Source organism: Parvivirga hydrogeniphila, assembly GCF_023371205.1.
Lineage (GTDB): Bacteria > Actinomycetota > Coriobacteriia > Anaerosomatales > Anaerosomataceae > Parvivirga > Parvivirga hydrogeniphila.
The window spans coordinates 106,860-127,855 of the sequence record NZ_JAMCCO010000003.1 but is presented as its reverse complement, the minus strand read 5'-3'; the positions used below and the strand labels follow the sequence as shown (position 1 = coordinate 127,855).

The following is a 20,996-nucleotide window of genomic DNA, read 5'->3' as shown; positions in this document are numbered from 1 at the left end:
CCGATGCGATTCGTCCCGGTCACGTGCGAGCAGCGGGAACGCATGCTCGCTGTTATCGGCGTGCGCTCGGTCGACGAGCTGTTCGCTCCGATCCCTGCACAGGCGCGGCTCGACCGGCCTATCGCACTGCCGGATGGTCTGAGCGAGGTGGAGCTCGCGGCCGAGCTGGAAGCGCTCTCGAACGAGAACGCGAGCGGCCTGGTGTCGTTCGCTGGCGCTGGCTGCTACGACCACTACGTCCCGGCCATCGTGGACGCTGTGCTGAGCAAGCCGGCCTTCTTCACCGCCTACACGCCGTACCAGCCTGAGGTGAGCCAAGGCACCCTGCAGGCGATCTACGAGTACCAGTCGATGGTGTGCGCGCTCACCGGGATGGACGTCGCCAACGCGTCCGTGTACGACGGGGCCACCGCGCTCACGGAAGCCGCGCTCATGGCCGCGCGCGTCACCAAGCGGCACCGCGTGGTGGTGAGCGAGACGGTGCATCCCGAGTGGCGCGAGGTGCTGCGAACCTACGCCCGAGGAGGCACGATCGAGGTGGTCGAGGCGCCCGCTCGCGATGGCGTGACCGATCCAGATGCGCTTCGCGAGCTCGCTGAGGGCGCGGCGGCCGTGCTCGTGGCCTCGCCGAACTTCTTCGGATGCGTCGAAGACGTCCGTCTCGCGTGCACGCGTGCGCACGAGGCCGGCGCGCTCGCGGTCGTGGCGGCGAACCCGATCATGCTCGGCGTCATGGAGGCCCCGGGCGCGCTCGGGGCAGACATCGTTGTCGGCGAGGGGCAGCCGCTCGGGAACCCCATGTCGTTCGGCGGGCCGGGACTCGGGCTGTTCGCTGCACGGTCGGAGTTCTTGCGGCAGATGCCCGGACGCATCGTCGGTCGCACGGTGGATGTGGAAGGAAGGCCCGGGTTCGTGCTCACGATGCAGACCCGCGAGCAGCACATCCGCAGGGAGAAGGCGACGTCGAACATCTGCTCCAACCACTCGCTGAACGCCCTCGCTGCCGCTGTGTACCTCTCAGCGGTCGGCGCGCGCGGGCTTGCGGGCATCGCGCGAGCGTGCATCGCCAAGGCGCACTACCTGCACGACGCGCTCGTGGCCACGGGACGGTTCGAGCGGTTCTCCGACGCGCCGTTCGCGCACGAGTTCGCGCTGCGCTACGACGGCGACGTGCAGGCGATGCGCGAGGCGCTGCTCGACCGCGGGTACGTGGCGGGCGTCGATGCGGGCGGTTTCGACGACCGTCTGGCAGGCGTCGTCATCTTCGCGGTGACCGAGAAGCGCACGAAGGCGCAGATCGACGCGTTCGTGAAGGAGGTGGCGTCGCTGTGAGCGTACGCTCCGACCGCGATCTCGGGCGGCTCATCTTCGAGACGGGCGCACCGGAGTCCGCATGCGTCCTTCCGCCGCAGCCAGACGTCCCCGAGACCGACCTCGCCTCCGTGTTCGGGGATGCCGTGCGCGCGGACGCCCCGCACCTTCCGCACGTCACGGAAGTCGAGATCGCTCGTCACTACGAGCGCCTCGCCGGACTGAACTTCGGCGTGGACAGCGGGTTCTACCCGCTGGGTTCGTGCACGATGAAGTACAACCCGCGCATCGGGGAACGGGCATGCCGGCTCGACGGTTTCGCGGGCATCCACCCCTACCAGCCGGCGCGAAGCGTCCAGGGTGCGCTTCGGCTCATGCACGACCTGCAAGAAGCGCTCGCTGAGATCTCGGGGCTGCCTGCGGTGACGTTGCAGCCGGCAGCTGGCGCGCACGGCGAGCTCACGGGACTGATGGTCATCCGGGCGTACCACGAGTCGCGAGGCGACGCACGGCGGCGCGTGCTCGTCCCGGATTCCGCACACGGCACGAACCCGGCGACGGTCGCGATGTGCGGCTACGAGGTCACGCAGGTGCCGAGCGACGAGCGCGGCGGGGTGGACGTCGATGCGCTGAAGTCCGCGCTGGGACCGGACGTCGCCGCCATCATGCTCACGAACCCGAACACGCTCGGCCTGTTCGACGAGAACATCCTGGAGATCACGCGCCTGGTGCACGAAGCGGGCGCGCTCGCGTACTACGACGGCGCGAACCTGAATGCGATCATGGGCAAGGTCCGCCCTGGCGACATGGGCTTCGATGCGGTGCACATCAACCTGCACAAGACCTTCGGCACGCCGCACGGCGGCGGAGGTCCTGGGGCGGGCCCGGTGTGCGTCTCTGCTGCGCTCGCCGAATTCCTGCCGACGCCGGTCGTCGTTGCGGACGGAAGCGGGTATGCGCTCGCTCGTCCGGCGCGCTCGATCGGGCGGATGCGTTCGTTCGCTGGCAACTTCGGCGTGCTGGTCCGGGCGTACGCGTACATCCGCGCGGTCGGTGGTGATGGGCTTGTGGAGGTCTCTGAGCAAGCGGTCGTATCGGCGAACTACCTGATGGCGCGCCTTAAAGACGTGTTCGACGTGCCGTACGAGCGCTCGTGCATGCACGAGTTCGTCGCGTCAGGCGCCCGGTTCCGCAAGTCGTACGGCGTGCGGACGCTCGACATCGCCAAGCGTCTGCTCGACTTCGGCGTGCACCCTCCGACGGTGTACTTCCCGCTCATCGTCGACGAAGCGATCATGATCGAGCCCACCGAGACCGAGTCGCTCGAGACGCTGGACGCGTTCGTCGAGGCGATGCTCGCCATCGCCACGGAGGCCGAACAAGACCCGGAGCGGCTCCACGGGGCGCCGTACACGACACCGGTGCGGCGGCTCGACGAGGCCCGGGCCGTCAAGGAGCCCGACGTGGCCTGGAGACCCGCATCGGAGGCTCGCGCAGACGCGTGAAGGCGTGGCGGCTCATCCTCGACGGCGCGTGCGACGGGGCGTGGAACATGGCCGTCGACGCGGCGATGCTCGCCGCCCGTGCACGGGGCGAGGCGCCGCCGACGCTTCGGCTCTACCGGTGGAGCACGCCGACGGTGTCGCTCGGCAAGTTCCAGTCCGCCGAAGACCTCGACGCAGACGCGGTGCGAGGCTTCGGTGTCGAGGTCGTGCGCAGGCCGACGGGAGGCCGCGGCGTGCTCCATGACGACGAGCTCACGTATTCGGTCATCGCCGGGGTCGAGGACGGGATCCCGCGTGGCGTGGTGGCAAGCTATCGCCTGCTCTCTCGTGCGCTGGCTGAGGCGTACCGGAGGCTGGGTGTTCCTGCCGAGATCACGGCGCGTCCGCGCGGCAACCGTGCGGCGAGCGCGTGCTACCTGCACGCGACGCACGCCGATCTTTCCCTTGGGGCGGCCAAGCTCTCAGGGAGCGCGCAGGTCTGGCTCTCTGACGCGTGTCTCCAGCACGGGTCGTTCGTACGCTCGCGCGATGTGGGGCGCGAGGCGGCCATCTTCCGGCTCGACCCGGCGGCCGCGTCGCAGCTGGCTGCCACCACCGCGACGCTCGCAGACGTGCTCGGCGATCCGCCTGATACCGAGCGCATCGCACAGGCCGTTCAGGCGTCGTTCGAGCAGGTCTTGGGAGTGGCGTTCGAGGAGGCTGCGCTCACGGAGGCCGAACGCGCAGAGGCCGAGCGGACCGCCGCGAGTCACGCGGTGCGTGTCGGGTAAGGAACGGTAAAGGACCGACACTCAACCTGCGGCTGAGGGTCGGGTCTGCTAGAATGAGATTCGAGATGAGGAACGGAGGGGGCGGCGATGGCAGAGAAGAAGAGCGAGGACACTCCGCTCGTCAACCTGGAAGAGAAGTCGATCGAGGAGCTCCGAGCCCTGCTCGATGAGCTGCACGCCGAGGAGCAACGCGTGAGCTACCGTCGCCGTGTGCTGCACGGCAAGATCGACATCTTGCGCGCGGAGCTCGTCCGGCGCCTGAAAGAGGAGCGCCAGAGCGGCAAGGATGTGGTATCGCCGCACGACATCGAGCGGCTGATCGACATCCTCGCGAACGACTTCCGGGGCGTCTCGACGGTCGACGTCACCGAAGACGAGGACGACGAGCAGTAGGGGACAGGGCCTTCGACGTGAGGAGACGAGCGTGGCGAGCCTGACCGAGAAGCTCCAGGCCTTCCTGGAGGAGATGGCTGCAGACGTGGTGGAGGAGCGCGTGGTCGAGTACATCGTCCGCGAGGTCCACAATGGCCGCAAGCTCACCGACGTGCTGAATGACCCGTACGTCAAGAACCGGTTGAACGAGGAGAAGCTTGCGCACGTCCTCGAGAACCCCGAAGTGGTGAGCGCGCTCGAAGAGGAGATCGCGCACTCCTTCAAGACCAGGGAGTTCGGGTTCCTCGACTAGTGCGGGCGCAGGAGCGCTCGGAGGTGGTTCCGATGCAGGTGTGTCCGGCGTGCGGCGCTGAAGCTCCAGACAGCGCGAAGACGTGCGCAGCGTGCGGAGCGCGGCTGCAGGAGAACACCGCGTCGTTCGAGCCCGTCTCGGCTTTTGCGCCCGGAGCGACAGCGGATCTCGGAGCTGAGACCGCAGACGTTCCGGTGCTGGTGATCCGCAAGGGTCCTGACGCCGGAGAGCGCTTCTACCTCGACAGGTCCAGCCTGACGATCGGTCGCAACCCGGCGAGCGACATTTTCTTGAACGACGTCACCGTGTCGAGGTCGCACGCGGTCATCGAGGTAGGTCCGGACGGCGTCACCATCGCCGATGCGGGTTCTTTGAACGGCACCTACGTCGGCGATGTGTGCGTCGACAAGGCCACCCTCAAGCACGGCGACCTCGTGCAGATCGGGCGGTTCCAGCTGCTCTTCCTCGAGGGAGGAGGTGTCTAGCGTGCCCACCGCTCACAAGGACTACATGACCATCGGCGAGGTCGTCGAGAAGCTCAAGGCCCGCTTCCCGGACCTGACCATCTCGAAGGTGCGCTTCTTGGAAGAGGAGGGGCTCGTCAGCCCTGAGCGCACGGCTGGCGGGTATCGCAAGTTCCACGAGGCGGACGTCTCGCGGCTCGAGCTGGTGTTGACGCTCCAGAAGGAGCACTACATGCCGCTGGCCGTCATCCGCGAGCGTCTCGACGACCTGGACAAAGGGCGCGTGCCGTCCGACATCGCGCATGTCGTCGCGTCGTCAGAGACGGCCCGGTTGCCTCTGGAGGCAGCGGAGACGGTCCCGCTCTCGGCGGCTCCCGAGTCGCTCGGCATCCCGGTCGCGTTCCTGCGCGAATTGGAGGACTTCGGCCTCATCGCGTTCGTGAAAGGCGAGTCCGGAGACGAGCTTCCTCAGGCAGATGTGGCGATCGCTCACGCCTGCTGGGACCTGCGCAAGTTCGGCATCGAGCCACGGCACCTGCGGATGTACGAGACGTTCGCTGAGCGGGAAGCGGCGTTCTTCTCACAGGTCCTCATGCCCGCGTACATGAGCAGGACGCCTGAGGTCCGGCAACAGCTGCTGGAAGCGCTCGCCAAGCTCACTGAGCTGACTGCGACGCTCAAGAGCGCGTTGCTGCACCGTGCGCTCGCGAGGACGTTCGAAGACGTGACGTGACACGCATGGTCTCTGCACCGTCCGAGCACGAGACGTTCGACGGGCTGCCTGTGACGGACAAGGCGGCCCGGACGGCGTTCGCGCACCCTAGTGAACGTGTCGCGGCACGGATCTTGGACTTCTATCACGTGCGGTGGGAGTACGAGCCGACCACCTTCCCGATCGAGTGGGACTCCCGCGGCAACGTCATCGCGTCGTTCGCGCCCGACTTCTACCTGCCCGACTACGACCTCTACCTCGAGCTCACGACCATGAGCCAGAAGCTCGTCACGAAGAAGAACCGCAAGGTGCGGAGGCTCAAAGAGCTGTACCCGGAAGTGAAGATCCTGCTCCTGTACCAGAAAGACTTCAAGAAGCTCCTGTTCAAGTTCGGCATCCCGGGGCGCGAGATGCCACACGAGGAAGGCGGCGGGGTGGCCCCGGACGAAGGCCTCGGGCCTAGCGAAGGCCGGATGCCGTGAGCGGCTACTACACGATCCATGACCCGCTCATCGAACGCGTCTTGCTCACGGAAGAGGAGATCGCGGACATCTGCGTGCGTCTCGGGGCGCGCATCACGGAGGACTACCGCGGCAAGGACCTGGTGCTCGTCTCGTTGCTGCGAGGAAGCCTCGTGTTCCTGGCCGACCTGAGCCGTCGCGTGGAGCTCGACGTGAAGCTCGACTTCATGGCGATATCGTCGTACGGGAGCGCCGAGACGGTCCGTATCGTGAAGGACCTGGACGAGGACGTCTCCGGCAAGCACGTCCTCGTCGTCGAAGACATCGTGGACACCGGGCTGACGCTCCACTACCTGCTCGGTGTGCTCGCAGGCAGGTCGCCTGCGAGCCTCGCGGTGTGCACGCTGCTCGATCGGCGTGCTCGCCGCATCGCCGACGTCCCCATCGTGTACCGCGGCATCGAGATCCCTGACGTGTTCGTGGTCGGCTACGGCATCGACCTCGGCGGCCGCTACCGGAACCTCCCGTACGTCGCCGTCGTGCGCGAAGAGGTGATGGGCTGATGCTACAGCGGTTCGTGAGGGCCGTTGCGATCCTTTTCGCGATCCTCGTCGGGGGCACGCTCGGCTACACGCTGATCGAAGGGTGGCCGCTTCTCGATTCCCTGTACATGACGGTCATCACCATCGCGACCGTCGGGTTCCGGGAGGTCCGGCCTCTGGGCGGCGCCGGGCGCCTCATGACGATGGCGCTGATCCTCGCCGGCGTGGGAGCGCTCGGGTATTCGTTCGGCACCATCGTCGAGTTCATGGTGGAAGGTCACTTGCGCGCGATTCTGGAGGGCCGCCGCATGCAGAAGCGCATCTCAGAGCTGTCCGGTCACTACATCGTCGTCGGCATCGGTCGGGTCGGGTCGGTCGTCGCTCGCTCGCTTGCAGAGGAGGGCGTGCCGTTCGTCGTCATCGACTCGTGCGATGAGTGCAAAGCGGCGGCAGAAGAGGCAGGCTGGCTGTTCGTACACGGCGATGCCACGTCCGAAGAGGTGCTGCTCCAAGCAGGCGTGAAGCGCGCGAAAGGGCTCGTGGCAGCGGTGGACACCGACGCGGACAACCTGTTCGTCGTGCTCACCGCGCGCATGCTGAACCCGGACCTGTTCATCGTCGCGCGCTCGACGAGCCTCGCGTCGGAGCGCAAGATACTCGCGTCCGGGGCGGACCGCGTGATCACGCCGAACGTCATCGGCGGCAGGCGCATGGCGGCGATGCTGCTGCGGCCGGTCGTCGCGGACTACCTCGACGTCGTGATGCACGGCGATGCGCTCGAATACCGGTTGGACGCGATGCGCGTCCGCCCGGGCTCCGAGCTCGACGGCAAGACGATCGCCGAGGCGCAGGTGCGCGACAAGACGGGCGCGTTCGTGCTCGCGGTGCGCTCAGGGGACGCGGTGAACCCGAATCCGGGCGCAGGCACGCGGTTCGCTGCCGGCGACGAGATCATCGCACTGGGGACGCGCGAACAGCTCGCCAAGCTCGAACGCATGGTGTGAGGGTGGCGATTCGCCCGAAGAGTTGCTAGCCTTGGCCGGTGGCGTCCAAGACAAGGAGGATGTGAACAGTGGATCTCGCTTCCTACATCAGAGACATCCCGGACTTCCCGAAGGAAGGCATCATCTTCAAAGACATCACGCCTCTGCTCGCAAGCCCCGAGGGCTTCCGCGAGGCGATCGACGTTATCGCAAGCGAGTTCGAGGACGCTGGCGTGACGAAGGTCTTGGGCGCCGAAGCGCGCGGATTCATCTTCGGTGGCGCGCTCGCGTACAGGCTCGGCGCAGGCTTCGTTCCGGCGCGCAAGCCGGGCAAACTCCCGTGGAGCACGACGCGGGCCGACTACGAGCTCGAGTATGGGACGGACTCGCTCGAGATCCACGCGGACGCCCTCGGACCCGAGGACAAGGTGCTGATCGTGGACGACGTGCTCGCCACAGGCGGGACGGCTGCAGCCAAGCGCCACCTCGTGGAGATGACGGGCGCTTCGTGCGCTGGATTCGCGTTCCTCATCGAGCTCGACTTCCTGGGAGGACGGGCTAAGCTCGGCGAGGACGCGAAGATAGTCTCGCTCATCCACGTCGAGTAGGGCCTTCGGGCCGTCGCGTGTGGTCGAGTAGGGCCTTCGGGCCGTCGCGTGTGGTAGAATCGCTCTAAGCACGCAAGAAGGCGGCCTCGCTTTCGCAGCATCGACGCAGCAGGAGGTGGGCGTGCTGACCGTCAGACAGACGCTCGTGCGCGTCGTCGCCACCCTCGTCACAGCGGCTTTCTGTGCGTCCGCCGCAGCCGCGCCACGAGCTCTTGCCACGCCATCGACCCCTGAGATCCGCGCCAAGCAAGCCGAGGCGAAGGACGCTCAGGCGGAACTTCAGCGGATGAGCGACGAGCTCGAGATTGCCATCGAGCAGTACAATGCGATCTCCGAGGCGCTCGCCAAGACGCGCGAGGACATCGCGAAGACGGAAGCAGAGCTCGAGGCGGCAAAGGCGGACCTGTCCGAGCGGCGTCGAGCGCTGGAGGAGCGAGCGGCGGCGATCTACCGGGGAGAGGACGCCGGCGTCCTGGAGATGCTGTTCGGTGCCACCTCCTTCGAAGACCTGATCGTGCGCGTCGAGCTTTTCAGCCGGATCGGACGGTACGACGCGCAGCTGGTGGCTGACGCCACGGCGGCGAAGAGGCGCGTCGAGGCGGCAGAGCAGGCGCTCAAGAGCCGAGAGCAAGAGCAGGTCGCGCTCAAGAAGAAGGCCGAGCAGCAGGCCGCCGACATCAAGGCCGCGATCGAGCGGCAGCGGCAGTACGTGGAGGCGCTCAACTCCGAGGTGAAGCAGCTCATCGCTCAGGAGGAGGAGCGGCAGCGGCGGCTTGCCGAGGAGCGTGCCCGGGCCGCCGCTGCGGCGGCCGCCGCACGCCGAGGGCGATCGGCGACGCCGGTCGGCGACCTCCCTGCAGGGCACCCGGAGGTCGTCGACATCGCGCTCAAGTACCTCGGCGTCCCGTACGTGTGGGGCGGCGCTTCTCCTGCGGGATTCGACTGCTCGGGGCTGTGCGTGTATGTCTACGCGCAGATCGGCATCTCGCTCCCGCGGACGAGCGCCGCGCAGTTCCAGGCAGGAGCGCACATCCCGCCCGACCGCCTCGACCTGTTGCGCCCCGGCGACCTGGTGTTCTTCGGGACGGACGGGGACCCGTCGCGCGTCCACCACGTGGGCATCTACGCTGGTGACGGCAACTACATACATGCGCCGCAGATCGGCGACGTGGTCAAGGTGTCGTCGCTCACCGAGCGCATCGCGTCCCGCGGAGACTACGTGGGCGCTTCGCGCTTCTGAGAAGCGGTCCCTTCGTCTGCCATTCGCCTGCATACCCGCTGTGCTATGATTCGGCGAACCAGCAGGCCATCCGCCGGATATCCGGTACCTCGGAGGTGACGTGTGGCACGGACGCTGTTCTCAGGCAACGAGGCCGTCGCGCGCGGCGCATGGGAGGCCGGCGTTGCAGTGGGGGTCGGGTACCCGGGCACGCCCTCGACCGAGGTGCTGGAGAACCTGGTCCGCTACGAAGGGGTGCGGTGCGAATGGGCGCCGAACGAGAAGGTGGCCGCTGAGGTCGCGGCCGGCGTCAGCCTCGCGGGCGGCCGGGTCATCGTGACGATGAAGCACGTCGGGCTGAACGTGGCAGCAGACCCGCTGTTCACGCTCGCGTACACGGGCGTCGGCGGGGGGTACGTGCTGTTCGTGGCAGACGACCCCGGCATGCACTCCTCGCAGAACGAGCAGGACAGCCGTCGCTACGCCGTGGCTGCAAAGGTGCCCATGCTCGAACCTGCGGATCCTGCCGAGGCGCTCGCGATGACACGCGCGGCGTTCGAGATCTCGGAGGAGTTCGACGTCCCGGTGCTCGTGCGCTCGACGACGCGCGTGTCGCACTCGAAGGGTGTCGTCGAGGTCGACGGCGCACGGGCTCAGGTTCAACCTCAACCGTACATCAAGGACCCTGCCAAGTGGGTGATGGTCCCTGCGAACGCGCGTCGCCGGAGGATCGACCTCGAGGAGCGCCTCGTGCGGCTTGCGGAGCACGCGGAGCTGTCGGGTCTGAATCGCGTCGAGCTGCGCGACCGCTCGTTGGGTGTGATCGTCGACGGCGCTGCGTACCGTGCGGTGCGCGAGGCGCTGCCGGACGCCTCGGTGCTGAAGATCGGCATGGTGCACCCGTTCCCACGGGACCTGGTGCGGGCCTTCGCGGCCGAGGTCGAGTCGGTCGCTGTCGTCGAGGAGCTCGGTCCGTTCGTGCGGGACCTGGTCGTGCAGGCAGGGGTCGCGGTGCGAGAGGTCCCGCTCCCGGCGTGGGGCGAGGTCACTCCCGCCGTCGTGCGTGCGGCGTTCGGGGTGCTCCCCCTGGAGGTGCGGAAGGTCCGTGAAGGGGTCCCAGAGCGCCCGCCGCTCATGTGCCCCGGCTGTCCGCATCGCGGCGTGTTCTGGGCGCTCAAGAGGACGAAGGCCGTCGTGACCGGCGACATCGGCTGCTACACGCTCGGTGCTGCGCCGCCGCTCGCGGCGATGGACTCGTGCATCTGCATGGGAGCGAGCGTCGGGATGGCGCACGGCGCCTCGCTCGTCGAGCGCGAACGCCCAGTGATCGGCGTCATCGGCGACTCCACCTTCGCGCATTCGGGCATCACCGGTCTCGTGCACATGGCCTACAACGGGAGCCACGGCACGATCGTCGTGCTCGACAACCGCACCACGGCGATGACCGGGCATCAAGGCAATCCCATCTCGGGCGTCACGCTTTCCGGGGAGCACACGAGCGAGCTCGACCTCGAGGCGCTCGCGCGGGCGTGCGGCGCCGGGTGGGTGCGCACGGTCGATCCGTTCGATCTCGCAACGACACTAGCGGCGCTCAAAGAGGCGATCGCCGCGCCGACGCTGGCGGTCCTGATCGCCAAGGCCCCGTGCGCGCTGCTCGAGAAGCGGGTGAAGGACCCCGTCGCCGTGGACGACGACGTGTGCACCGCGTGCGGCTCATGCATCCAGCTCGGTTGCCCAGCCATCTCGAAGGCGGACAGCGGGAATGCGCAGATAGACGTCACCATCTGCGTCGGCTGCGGCCAGTGCGAGCAGGTGTGCCGCTTCGGCGCGATCGTGCCGGCAGGACCGGCCTGCGATCTCGGGGGGAGCGCACGATGAGCGGCGTGACGACGGTGGTGCTGGCCGGTGTGGGCGGGCAAGGGACGATCCTCGCCGGAGACGTCCTCGCAAAGGTCGCGATGGCAGACGGGCACGATGTGCGGCTGTCGGAGGTCCACGGCATGGCGCAACGCGGAGGGTCGGTCATCACCTTCGTGCGGTTCGGCGACGAAGTGCACGCACCGGTCGTCGATCCGGGCACCGCAGACCACCTCATCGCGTTCGAGATGATCGAAGCCGCACGGCAGCTCCCGTTGCTCAAGCGTGACGGCCGCTTGGTGGTGAACCAGCGGGTGGTCTTGCCGCTGCCGGTGCTCGTCGGCGCGGCGCGGGTGCCCGACGACCTTGAAGCCGCGCTCGCGCGCGAAGGCGCCATCTTCGTCGATGCGGAAGCGTTGGCGTGCGAGGCCGGATCGTCGAAGTCAGCCAACATCGTGCTCCTTGGCGCCGCTTCGGCAGGGCTTCCGCTGTCTGAAGAGTCGTGGGCCGAGGTCATCGCGTCGCGCGTGCCGCCAGCCACCGTCGAGGCGAACCTGCGCGCGTTCGAGCTCGGCAGGGCAGCGTGTCTGAAAGGAGCGTGTCGGTAGCGATGGGTCCAACCGTCAAGCAGATCTCCGTGTTCATCGAGAACAAGTCGGGGCGCGTGAGCGAGGTGACGGGAATCCTCGGAGACGCAGGCGTGAACATCCGCGGGTTCTCTGTATCGGACACCGCGGACTACGGCATCCTGCGTCTGGTGGTGGACAGGCCCGAGCAGGCCGAGCAGGCGATCAAGGCCGCCGGCTTCACGGTGCGCGTGGACGACGTGATCTGCATCGACGTCCCGGACGTTCCCGGCGGCCTTGCAGGGATCCTCAAGGTCGTGTCGGATGCCGGCGTGAACATCGAGTACGTCTATTCGCTGGTGGCCACGCTCGTGGTCATCAACGTCGCCGACGTGAACCGTGCGCTCCGGCTGCTCGAGGGCAGGCCGGTGCGTTTGGTCTCCCAGGAGGACATCGCGGCGCTCAGGCCGTCGGTGCAGGGGTAGGGGGGCGTCGCGCCCAAGCGTGACGCTCGGGAAAGGAGGAGCCATGTCGAGAGTGCGCGCGCGCTTCGGGGCAGCGCTCGTCGTCGCCGCGGTGCTCGCTGGAGCGCTCGGCGGTTGCGGTGCGAAGCAGGGAGGTGGGACCGAAGGCGGGCAGGCCGACAAGGAGCCGTACCGGATCGGCGCGGTCGTCTCGCTCACCGGCACCTATGCCGGGCTCGGCGTGCCCGAGAAGAAGGCCATCGAGCTTCAGCGAGACGCGGTCAACGCGAGCGGCGGCATCAACGGCCACCCGGTCGAAGTGATCTTCGAAGACGACGCCACGGACCCGGCGAAGGCCGCGGCCGCTGCTACGAAGCTGATCGACCAGGACGGCGTGCTCGCGATCATCGGCGCCACAGGCACGGCGCAGACGATGGCCATGCGTTCTGAGGTGCAACGGGCCGGAGTGCCGCAGGTATCGATGGCCGGCGGGTCGGTCATCACCGACCAGCTCGACCCGATGGTGTTCCAGACGCCGTGGCCGAACCGCATCGTGGTGCCGTTCGTGCTGAAGGCGATCGCTGGCAAGGGCCTCGCCAAAGTCGCGCTCATCTCAGACAGCGGCGGATATGGCAAGGACGGCCACGCCATCATCGCGAAGGAGGCCCCGGCAGCTGGCATCACCATCGTCGCAGACGAGACGTTCAACCCGGGCGACACCGATATGTCCTCGCAGCTCACGAAGATCCGCGCTGCCAAGCCTGATGCGGTGCTGATGTGGAACGCTGGCAAAGAGGCCGCGCTCATCGCCAAGGGCATGAAGCAGCTCGGTATGACGCAACCGCTGTTCGGGGGGCCCGGAAACGGACGCAAGGAGTTCATTCAGGGCGCAGGCGACGGAGCCGAAGGGTTCCGGTTCGCCGCAGGGAAGATCCTCGTGCCGAGCGCCTATGGGACCGACACCGAGGCGTACCGCGTCGCAACGGAGTTCATCGATTCGTACACCCAGAAGTACGGCGAGCCGCCGGACATCTTCGCAGGACACGCGTACGATGCGTTCCTGATCGTGGTCGACGCGCTCAAGCGTGTGGAAGGCGAACCGACCCCCGCCAAGCTCCGGGACGCAATCGAGCAGACGAAGGGCCTCGTGGGCGTCGGCGGTACGTTCAGCTACTCGCCGACCGATCACAACGGTCTGACGGAATCGGAGCTCGTGCTGTACCGCGTCGAGAACGGCGCGTGGGTGCTCGACACGCAGTGAGCTGCGGCGGAAGGTGCTGATGAGCGGCGCAGACGCCCTGCAATTCGTCGCGTCCGGACTGCAGAACGGAGCGATATACGCGCTGATGGCGCTCGGTTTCACGCTGGTGTTCGCGTCGACCGGCATCATCAACTTCGCGCAAGGGGAGTTCTTCATGCTGGGCGGCATGCTCGTCGCGGCCGGTGTCGCGGCAGGCGTGCCGCTCGGCGCCTGCGTTATCGGGGCGGTCGCGATGACCGCGGCGATCGGCTGCCTCGTGGAGCGCCTGGCGCTGAGGCCAGCTCGCTCGGCAGGAGGGCTCGCGCTCGTCATCATCACGATCGGCTGCTCCATGCTCATCAAGTCCGGTGCGAGGCACCTGTTCGGACCGGACGAGCGAGCGGTGCCGCCGTTCACTGCCGGCCAGCCGTTGCGGGTGGCAGGCGCTCTCATCGATCCGCAAGCGCTGTGGGTCATCGGCCTCGCGGTCGCTGCGGCGGCCGCGTTGACGGCCGTGTACCGCTTCACCAAAGTCGGGCTCGCGATGCGCGCGTGCTCGATCAGCCACGATGCTGCGCGCATCGTGGGCATCGACACTGCGCGCGTCGTGATGCTCGCGTTCGGGCTCGCGGGGGCGCTCGGCGCGCTCGCGGGGGCAGCGGTGGCCCCGGTGACGCAGACGGCCTACGACGTCGGAGCGCGCATGGGACTCAAGGGCTTCGCAGCCGCACTGCTCGGCGGTCTCGGTGACCCGGTGGGCGCGATCGTCGGCGGATTCGCGCTCGGCCTTCTCGAGAGCGGCGCTGTCGCGTTCGTCTCCGGCACGTACAAAGACGCGGTCGCGCTGGTCGTGCTGCTCGCCGTGCTCGTATTGCGGCCGCAAGGCATCGTCGGACGGCACCTCGGGGAGAAGCTGTGAAGGCGCGGTATCGCCAGGCGCTCGTGGCGCTCGGAGCGGCGGCGCTGCTCGCGGTCCCGCTCGTCGTCAGCGACCGGTACGTGCTGAAAGTGCTCACGTTCGTGGGAGTGAACTCGATCATCGTGGTCGGCCTGGCGCTGCTCTTCGGGTTCGCAGGGCAGGTCTCGCTCGGACATGCGGCGTTCTTCGGTATCGGCGCGTACGCCTCGGCGTACCTCGCAGGGACGCTTCGGATGCCGTGGCCAGCGTCGCTCGCTGGCGCGGTCGCTGTGGCCGCTCTAGCGGGGTGGGCCGTGGCCATGCCGAGCCTGCGCCTCAAAGGGCACTACCTTGCGATGGCGACGCTCGGCTTCAACGAGATCATGAGCGTCGTCTTCATAGAGGCCAAAGCAGTGACTGGCGGCATCGACGGGATGGGCAACGTCCCGTTCCCGTCGCTCGGTGCGCTGGAGCTGCGGACTCCCGCGACCCTGTACCTGCTCGTGTGGGGCGTGGCGCTTCTTGTCATCGCTGCTGCGGCGAACGTCGTGCGGCGCAAGCCAGGTCGAGCGATGCGGGCGCTCCACGCCACCGAGCCCGGCGCCGCGGCGTCTGGCGTGAACGTCGCGGCGGTGAAGGTGCAGACGTTCGCGCTCTCTGCGGCGCTCGCGGGACTCGCGGGAGCGCTCTATGCGCACACCGTCGGATTCATCTCTCCGTCCACCTTCGGCCTGGACCTCTCGATCCTGCTGATGGCGTCGGTCGTGCTCGGTGGGCGCGAATCGCTCGCTGGGCCGCTCGCGGCGATGGCGGTCTTCACGCTGCTGCCGTATGCAGGCGCGCTCGTTCCTGGCGTGTCGCGCGTCGCCGCGGAGACCATCCAAGACTGGGTGCCGGACCTGGTCGGCCTCACCGTGGTCGTCGTGCTCATCGTTAAGTCCCGCAGAGGTGGACTCACGCGACCGAGCGGCACGACGACGGACGCGGGTGATGTCCGGTGAGCCTGCTTGCGGTCAGAGGGCTGGACAAGCGGTTCGGCGGCGTGCACGCCGTCGACGACGTGAGCTTCGACGTGCACCAGCAGACGATCAAAGCGCTCATCGGCCCGAACGGTGCAGGCAAGAGCACGGTGTTCAATCTGCTCACCGGCTTCGACCGCCCAGATGCTGGAAGCGCCGTGTTCGACGGAGAGGACCTCATCGGCCGCGCGCCGCACGAGGTCGTGGGCAGGGGAGTGGCTCGGACGTTCCAGGAGAGCCGCCTGTTCGACACCATGACCGTCGAGGACAACGTGCTCGTCGGCATGCATCTTCACCTGCGCGCGTCTGTGCTCGCATCGGCTCTGGGCCTGCCGCGTGTGCGCGCCGAGGAGACAGAAGCGCGCGAACGGGCGGCGCACGTCATGCGGCTCGTGGGGATCGAGCAGCACCGGCACGTGCGAGCTGGGGACCTGCCGCACGGCATCCGACGGCTCGTCGAGGTTGCGCGGGCGCTCGCCACCCGTCCGCAGCTGCTTCTGCTGGACGAACCGGCGGCCGGACTCGACGGTCGAGAGACCGAGGAGCTCGCGCAAGCCCTGCTGCGCATCAAGGACACGGGCGTGACGCTGCTCGTCGTCGAGCACGACATGGGGCTCGTCATGGAGGTCTCCGACGAGATCGTCGTCATCGATCAAGGGCGCAAGATCGCTGAAGGCCCGCCGTTGCTCATCCAGAAGGACCCGGCAGTCCTCGAGGCGTACCTGGGCGAGGTGGCTGAGCATGCCTGAGCTCTTGGAGGTGCTCGGCGTTCGTGCGGGCTACGGGCGGATCGACGTCGTACGGGAGGCGTCCCTGTCGGTGAAAAGCGGCGAGGTGGTGGCGTTGCTGGGCTCGAACGGCGCCGGCAAGTCGACGCTGCTCAAGGCGATCGCAGGCATTCTGCGGCCGTCTGCGGGAGCGGTGCGGCTCGCCGGTGACGACGTGACGGCGCTTCCTCCGGAACGGCTCGTGCGGCGCGGGCTTGCGCTCGTACCTGAGGGGCGGATGCTCTTCGGGGACCTCACCGTCGAGGAGAACCTCGCTCTCGGCGCGTACGCGACGGGAAGCGACGCGGCAACGAGGGAGCGGGTCTTGACGCTCTTCCCGGTCCTGGCCGATCGCCTCTCGCAGCGGGCGGCGACGCTTTCCGGCGGAGAGCAGCAGATGCTTGCCATCGGCCGGGCGCTGATGTCCCGCCCGCGCGTGATACTGCTCGACGAGCCCTCGTTGGGGCTCGCGCCGCGCGTGGTGGCGCAGATCTTCGACGTTCTCGACGATCTCGTGTCTGACGGGCTCGGGGTGCTTCTCGTTGAGCAAGATGCGAACCTCGCGCTGAAGCACGCGAACCGAGGCTACGTGATGCGCAACGGACGCGTGGTCCTCAAAGGACTCGCGTCGGACCTCCGTCGCAACGATGAGGTGCGATTGGCGTATCTTGGGTCGTGGCACAGGAAGGAGCCGCCCGATGCCGATATGGAACCCTGAGTACGAGTGCATGTCCCGCGAGGAGCTGAGGGCGCTGCAGCTCAGGCGGCTGCAGGCGACCGTCGCGTGGGTGTACGACCGCGTGCCGTACTACCGGGAGCAGCTCGAAGCGCGAGGCGTGCATCCTAAAGACGTCCGCTCGCTGGACGACGTCCGGCTGCTGCCGTTCACGGACAAGACGGCCCTGCGCGACACCTATCCGTTCGGTATGTTCGCCGTGCCGTTGGACGAGGTGGTGAGGGTGCACTCGTCGTCCGGCACGACGGGCAAGCCGATCGTCGTGGGGTACACGCGGGGCGACCTGAACACCTGGACGGAGCTCACCGCACGCATCGCGTCCGCTGCTGGCGTCACCGCGAAGGACCGCGTGCAGATGGCGTTCCTGTACAGCATGTTCACCGGCGGGTGGGGCATGCACTACGGCATCGAGCGCATCGGGGCGACGATCTTCCCGGCCGGCGCGGGCAACACCGAGCGGCACCTCATGATGATGCAGGACTTCGGAACGACGGCGCTCGTGTGCACGCCGAGCTATGCGCTGTACATCGCGGAAGTCGCGGAGCAGACCGGCGTCGACATCAAATCGCTCCCGCTCCGGGTGGGTCTGTTCGGCGGGGAGCCGTCCGGTGAGGGCATGCGCGAGGAGATCGAGCGCCGGCTGGGAATCCTTGCCACTGACAACTACGGCCTGTCGGAAGTGATGGGTCCGGGGGTCTCAGGCGAGTGCGAGCACCAGTGCGGGCTCCACATGGCGGAGGACCACTTCTTGTTCGAGATCGTCGACCCTGAGACGGGCGAGCCGCTCGACGAAGGGGAGGAGGGCGAGCTCGTCATCACGACGCTCACGAAAGAGGCGTTCCCGGTGCTCCGCTACCGGACGCACGACCTCACGACGATCGACACGAGCCCGTGCGTGTGCGGACGGACGTCGGCGCGCATGCGGAAGGTGCGGGCGCGCACGGACGACATGCTCATCATCCGGGGCGTGAACGTGTTCCCCTCGCAGATCGAAGACGCGCTCATGCAGATCGAGGGCGTCGAGCCGCACTACCTCATCGTGGTGAACCGTGACGGGCCGATGGACGATCTGGAGGTGCGCATCGAAGTGGCGGAGGCCATCTTCTCCGACGCGATGGCGGACCTCGTCGGTTTCACACGTCGTGTCGCTGAGAAGATATACTCTGTCGTCGGCCTTCACGCCAAGGTGACGCTCGTCGAGCCAGGTACAATAGAGCGGACGGCAGGCAAGGCCAGAAGGGTCATCGACAACCGTCGAGCGGAGTGACGTGGACCGCACCCTCATCATCGTTCTTGGGGCAGTGCTCGGAGCGGCCCTCATCGCAGGCGCCGCCATCGGGGCGGTGCTCCTGTGGCGGCGTACGGTCAAGCGCCACCTCATCACGCTCGTCGGCCGTCGAGAAGGCGTGCGTGCGGGTCTGGAGTCGTTTGCCGCGGTCGTCAAGCACCTGGCGGACGCGAGCGACGGCGACCTGATCGCGTTCGCGCTCGACGACGCCCACGAGGACCGGAAGACGCTGCGCGAGGTCGCGTCGCGGATGCGCGTGGACGCGCTGGAGCTCGCGACGATGCCGCTTCCCAAGGAGCTCGTCCCCATCGCGGACGACCTGAGCGATGCCGCCGAGCTCATCATGGAGCAAGCCGAGGCGATCGCGAAACCAGAGGGGCCAGAGACGCTCGATGCGCTCACCGCCGTCGACATTCCTGCCATCCGGAGCTACCTCGATGCGGCCGACGCCCTGCTTGCGGAGATGAAGGCGAAGTATCGGCTGGAAGACGATGTGGTGTACGGCGGGGGGCTGTACATCTGAGGTCATGAGGGGGCGCGATGGACGAGTTCGGGCGCATCGAGGGGCGCGAGGTGCCGAGAGCGGTGCGCGTGATCGCGGCCGTCGGTGCGCTCGTCGTCGTGCTGTGGGTCGTCGCAGCGGCGTTCGCCTCGTACCAGGATGCGGTCTCTCGTTCTCGGGGAGGCTCACGCGAGGCAACGCAGACGCCGTCTGGCGCCGCCACGGAGACCAGCGAGCCGTCGACTGGAAGCCCCACCCAGCAGACGGAGGGGGAGGGGGGTGCGGCGGCCGGTTCCGGCGTGGTCGTTCTCGTCGACGGGCTCAAGCTCCGCGAGCGGCCGAGCACGGCGGCCGCCGTGGTCAAGCGGCTGAAGGCAGGCCAGCGGCTGCTGCTTCTTGAAGAGGGGACCGGTTGGTACCACGTCCGCGACATGGACGGGTCTGAGGGATGGGTGGCTGCCGGCGGCAGCTACACGCGGCTGGAGAAGTGAGAGGCCAGAAGATGGCACGAGTGTTCGGCGAAGCGAGAGATTTCTACCGCCTGCGGCTGATCCGGCTCGACGCGCAAGGGGACCTTGACTTCGAGTGGCGCGACGACATCCTCTGGCGCCGACCGCGCATCGATCTCCCGGAAGAAGTAGCAGAGTATCGCGTCGAGGCCGTCCGCCTGGACGACGAGGAGCGTGTGGCCGTCCTCGCTTCCTTCGACGACTACGACGAGGCCCTTGCCTGGCTGAACGAGACCCAGGCCGACCTCGACGAGATGACGACCGCCGAGTTCGAGGAAACCTACATCGACACGGCGTTCGAGGGGGAGTAAGCCAGCAGCACGAGGCGCAGCAGGTCGACAGGGCGGTTCTGAGACGCACTTAACATAAGATATATTATCACACATAGCGAGCACGTCTGGAGTATGGCCTTTGCGGCGGGAACGCGTGAGCCGGTCTCTTCCGGAGCGATGGTCTCGCGGAGCGCCACGAGCACGTTCGACCATGGACTCGCGGAAGACGACGACGGAGTGCGGCTCGTTGTGACGCGGACCGCACTCCGTCGCATGGACGTTTATGCCTCGCGCGCCGCATCCGACTGGACTTCGGCGGTGAAGTCTGGCGCATCGATCGCTGCGCCCTCCGGCTCCGGCGGCAGGATCAGATTCAGGACGACGCCCAGGAGCGTGGCAAGCGCCATTCCGGGGACGGTGTAGCGCCCGAGCGGGATCGTGAAACCTCCCGTCTCCATGCCGATGCCGACCACTAGCACGACGCTGGACAGGATGAGGTTGCGGCTGTGGCTGTAGTCGATGCCCGAGTCCACGAGCAGGCGAAGACCGCTCGATGCGATCAGTCCGAACAGGAGCAGCGACACGCCGCCCATGACGTTGGTTGGGATCGAGCTGATGAGCGCCGAGATCTTGGGCACGAACCCGCCGATGATGAAGGCCAACGCGCCCGCGTACCAGAAGACCTGCGTGGCGTAGACCTTCGTGACGGCCATGACGCCGATGTTCTCGGCATAGGTCGTAGACGGTGTGCCGCCGACGGCGCCAGACAGCGCGGTGGCGAGGCCGTCGCCGAACAGCGACTCTGGCAGCATGGGCGTGAAGTCCTTGCCCGTGATCTCGTTGATGACGAGCAGGTGCCCGATGTGCTCGACGACCACGACGAGCGCGACAGGCGCGATGATGAGGATCGCGTTGAGGTCGAACTTCGGATACGTGAAGTACTGCCAGGGCCAGTCGATCCACTTGGCCTGCGCGACGCCGCTGAAGTCGACCATGCCGAGCGGGATCGACACCACGTACCCGACGATGATGCCCAAGAGCACCGGTATCGTCCGCGCGAAGCCCTTGAGGTACGACGAGAATGCGATGGCGGCGAACAGCGTGATCGCAGCGACAGCGAGCCCTTTGAGGTCGACGCCCTTGGAGGGGTCGGCTCCCGGGAACATGGCCATCTTCACGGCCACTGCGGAAAGCCCGAGGCCGATGACGATGACGACGGCGCCCACAACGGCCGGCGGCAGGACCTTGTTGAGCCAGTCGGTCCCAAAGTACTTGATGATGCCAGCGACGACCATGTACACGACACCAGCGGCGACCAGGCCGCCGAGCGCAGCCGGGATGTTCTTTCCGCCGGGCCCGCCGCCGACAGCGATGAGTGGTGCGATGAAGGCGAAGCTCGAGCCAAGGTAGCTCGGAATCTTGTTGCGAACGCAGATGAGGTAGACGATGGTGCCGATGCCCGAGGTCATGAGGCCGATCCCAGGGTGCAGCCCCGTGAGGTACGGGACGAGCACCGTGGCGCCGAACATGGCCATGAGGTGCTGGACCGAGAGCGGTATCGCCTGCGCGAGCGGCAGCTTCTCGTCGGTCTGGATGACGCGAGTCTTCTCAGCCACGG

Annotated in this window: 25 protein-coding genes; 24 read left to right on the top strand and 1 reads right to left on the bottom strand. The window is 67.5% G+C overall.

All coding sequences use genetic code 11. From position 1 onward, the window contains the following. The first annotated feature begins 3 nt into the window (after positions 1-3). The 24 genes from gcvPA to MX659_RS08620 all read left to right on the top strand — a co-directional run bounded on the left by gcvPA (position 4) and on the right by MX659_RS08620 (position 19,417). Positions 4-1,332 carry an aminomethyl-transferring glycine dehydrogenase subunit GcvPA gene (gcvPA, locus tag MX659_RS08735; RefSeq protein WP_267193106.1) on the top strand — a complete coding sequence of 443 codons (1,329 nt, stop codon included), beginning with the start codon at positions 4-6 and terminating at the stop codon, positions 1,330-1,332. Then, positions 1,329-2,816 carry an aminomethyl-transferring glycine dehydrogenase subunit GcvPB gene (gene gcvPB / locus MX659_RS08730; protein WP_267193105.1) on the top strand — a complete coding sequence of 496 codons (1,488 nt, stop codon included), beginning with the start codon at positions 1,329-1,331 and terminating at the stop codon, positions 2,814-2,816. The genes gcvPA and gcvPB overlap by 4 nt, the downstream gene beginning before the upstream one ends. Beyond that, entirely contained in the window at positions 2,813-3,586 is a 774-nt protein-coding gene (locus tag MX659_RS08725; protein ID WP_267193104.1) for a lipoate--protein ligase family protein, read from the top strand. Before gcvPB ends, MX659_RS08725 begins: the two co-directional genes overlap by 4 nt. An 87-nt stretch (positions 3,587-3,673) precedes the next feature. Next, complete coding sequence (locus tag MX659_RS08720; protein ID WP_267193103.1) at positions 3,674-3,979, top strand: RsiG family protein; 306 nt, start codon at positions 3,674-3,676, stop codon at positions 3,977-3,979. 31 nt (positions 3,980-4,010) lie between these two features. After that, positions 4,011-4,271, top strand: coding sequence for a hypothetical protein (locus MX659_RS08715; RefSeq protein WP_267193102.1), 261 nt, complete (start codon positions 4,011-4,013; stop codon positions 4,269-4,271). A 32-nt stretch (positions 4,272-4,303) separates the two neighbouring features. Then, the gene (locus tag MX659_RS08710; protein WP_267193101.1) at positions 4,304-4,756 is read left to right on the top strand and encodes an FHA domain-containing protein; all 453 of its coding nucleotides are present in this window, start codon (positions 4,304-4,306) and stop codon (positions 4,754-4,756) included. A gap of 1 nt (position 4,757) precedes the next feature. Further along, positions 4,758-5,468, top strand: coding sequence for a transcriptional regulator FtsR (ftsR, locus tag MX659_RS08705; RefSeq protein ID WP_267193100.1), 711 nt, complete (start codon positions 4,758-4,760; stop codon positions 5,466-5,468). A gap of 5 nt (positions 5,469-5,473) precedes the next feature. Beyond that, on the top strand, positions 5,474-5,929 hold the full coding sequence (locus tag MX659_RS08700) for a PDDEXK family nuclease (protein WP_267193099.1): 456 nt from the start codon (positions 5,474-5,476) through the stop codon (positions 5,927-5,929). After that, the gene (hpt, locus tag MX659_RS08695) at positions 5,926-6,471 is read left to right on the top strand and encodes a hypoxanthine phosphoribosyltransferase (protein WP_267193098.1); all 546 of its coding nucleotides are present in this window, start codon (positions 5,926-5,928) and stop codon (positions 6,469-6,471) included. The genes MX659_RS08700 and hpt overlap by 4 nt, the downstream gene beginning before the upstream one ends. Further along, positions 6,471-7,454: a potassium channel family protein gene (locus tag MX659_RS08690; protein WP_267193097.1), complete on the top strand. Its 984-nt coding sequence runs from the start codon at positions 6,471-6,473 to the stop codon at positions 7,452-7,454. Before hpt ends, MX659_RS08690 begins: the two co-directional genes overlap by 1 nt. 68 nt (positions 7,455-7,522) lie before the next feature. Next, positions 7,523-8,041, top strand: coding sequence for an adenine phosphoribosyltransferase (locus MX659_RS08685; RefSeq protein ID WP_267193096.1), 519 nt, complete (start codon positions 7,523-7,525; stop codon positions 8,039-8,041). A 121-nt stretch (positions 8,042-8,162) separates the two neighbouring features. Further along, the gene (locus tag MX659_RS08680) at positions 8,163-9,281 is read left to right on the top strand and encodes a C40 family peptidase (protein ID WP_267193095.1); all 1,119 of its coding nucleotides are present in this window, start codon (positions 8,163-8,165) and stop codon (positions 9,279-9,281) included. 102 nt (positions 9,282-9,383) lie between these two features. Beyond that, complete coding sequence (gene iorA / locus MX659_RS08675) at positions 9,384-11,138, top strand: indolepyruvate ferredoxin oxidoreductase subunit alpha (protein ID WP_267193094.1); 1,755 nt, start codon at positions 9,384-9,386, stop codon at positions 11,136-11,138. Beyond that, complete coding sequence (locus tag MX659_RS08670; RefSeq protein ID WP_267193093.1) at positions 11,135-11,725, top strand: indolepyruvate oxidoreductase subunit beta; 591 nt, start codon at positions 11,135-11,137, stop codon at positions 11,723-11,725. Before iorA ends, MX659_RS08670 begins: the two co-directional genes overlap by 4 nt. A gap of 2 nt (positions 11,726-11,727) precedes the next feature. Beyond that, positions 11,728-12,168, top strand: coding sequence for an ACT domain-containing protein (locus MX659_RS08665; protein ID WP_267193092.1), 441 nt, complete (start codon positions 11,728-11,730; stop codon positions 12,166-12,168). A gap of 43 nt (positions 12,169-12,211) precedes the next feature. After that, entirely contained in the window at positions 12,212-13,408 is a 1,197-nt protein-coding gene (locus MX659_RS08660) for an ABC transporter substrate-binding protein (protein WP_267193091.1), read from the top strand. 19 nt (positions 13,409-13,427) lie between these two features. Then, positions 13,428-14,306 carry a branched-chain amino acid ABC transporter permease gene (locus tag MX659_RS08655; protein WP_267193090.1) on the top strand — a complete coding sequence of 293 codons (879 nt, stop codon included), beginning with the start codon at positions 13,428-13,430 and terminating at the stop codon, positions 14,304-14,306. Next, a complete protein-coding gene (locus tag MX659_RS08650; RefSeq protein ID WP_267193089.1) occupies positions 14,303-15,286 on the top strand; it encodes a branched-chain amino acid ABC transporter permease in 984 nt (327 codons plus the stop codon). Before MX659_RS08655 ends, MX659_RS08650 begins: the two co-directional genes overlap by 4 nt. Beyond that, positions 15,283-16,053, top strand: coding sequence for an ABC transporter ATP-binding protein (locus MX659_RS08645; protein WP_267193088.1), 771 nt, complete (start codon positions 15,283-15,285; stop codon positions 16,051-16,053). Before MX659_RS08650 ends, MX659_RS08645 begins: the two co-directional genes overlap by 4 nt. Then, positions 16,046-16,789, top strand: coding sequence for an ABC transporter ATP-binding protein (locus MX659_RS08640; protein WP_267193087.1), 744 nt, complete (start codon positions 16,046-16,048; stop codon positions 16,787-16,789). The genes MX659_RS08645 and MX659_RS08640 overlap by 8 nt, the downstream gene beginning before the upstream one ends. Beyond that, on the top strand, positions 16,770-18,074 hold the full coding sequence (locus MX659_RS08635) for a phenylacetate--CoA ligase family protein (RefSeq protein WP_267193086.1): 1,305 nt from the start codon (positions 16,770-16,772) through the stop codon (positions 18,072-18,074). The genes MX659_RS08640 and MX659_RS08635 overlap by 20 nt, the downstream gene beginning before the upstream one ends. Before the next feature lies 1 nt (position 18,075). Continuing rightward, positions 18,076-18,618, top strand: a complete 543-nt coding sequence (locus MX659_RS08630) for a hypothetical protein (RefSeq protein ID WP_267193085.1) — start codon at positions 18,076-18,078, stop codon at positions 18,616-18,618. Between the two features lie 17 nt (positions 18,619-18,635). Next, a complete protein-coding gene (locus MX659_RS08625; RefSeq protein WP_267193084.1) occupies positions 18,636-19,088 on the top strand; it encodes an SH3 domain-containing protein in 453 nt (150 codons plus the stop codon). Between the two features lie 11 nt (positions 19,089-19,099). Continuing rightward, complete coding sequence (locus tag MX659_RS08620; protein ID WP_267193083.1) at positions 19,100-19,417, top strand: hypothetical protein; 318 nt, start codon at positions 19,100-19,102, stop codon at positions 19,415-19,417. A 242-nt stretch (positions 19,418-19,659) separates the two neighbouring features. Here MX659_RS08620 and MX659_RS08615 read toward each other — a convergent pair whose 3' ends face one another. After that, the gene (locus MX659_RS08615; RefSeq protein ID WP_267193082.1) at positions 19,660-20,994 is read right to left on the bottom strand and encodes a solute carrier family 23 protein; all 1,335 of its coding nucleotides are present in this window, start codon (positions 20,992-20,994) and stop codon (positions 19,660-19,662) included. Positions 20,995-20,996 lie beyond the last annotated feature (2 nt).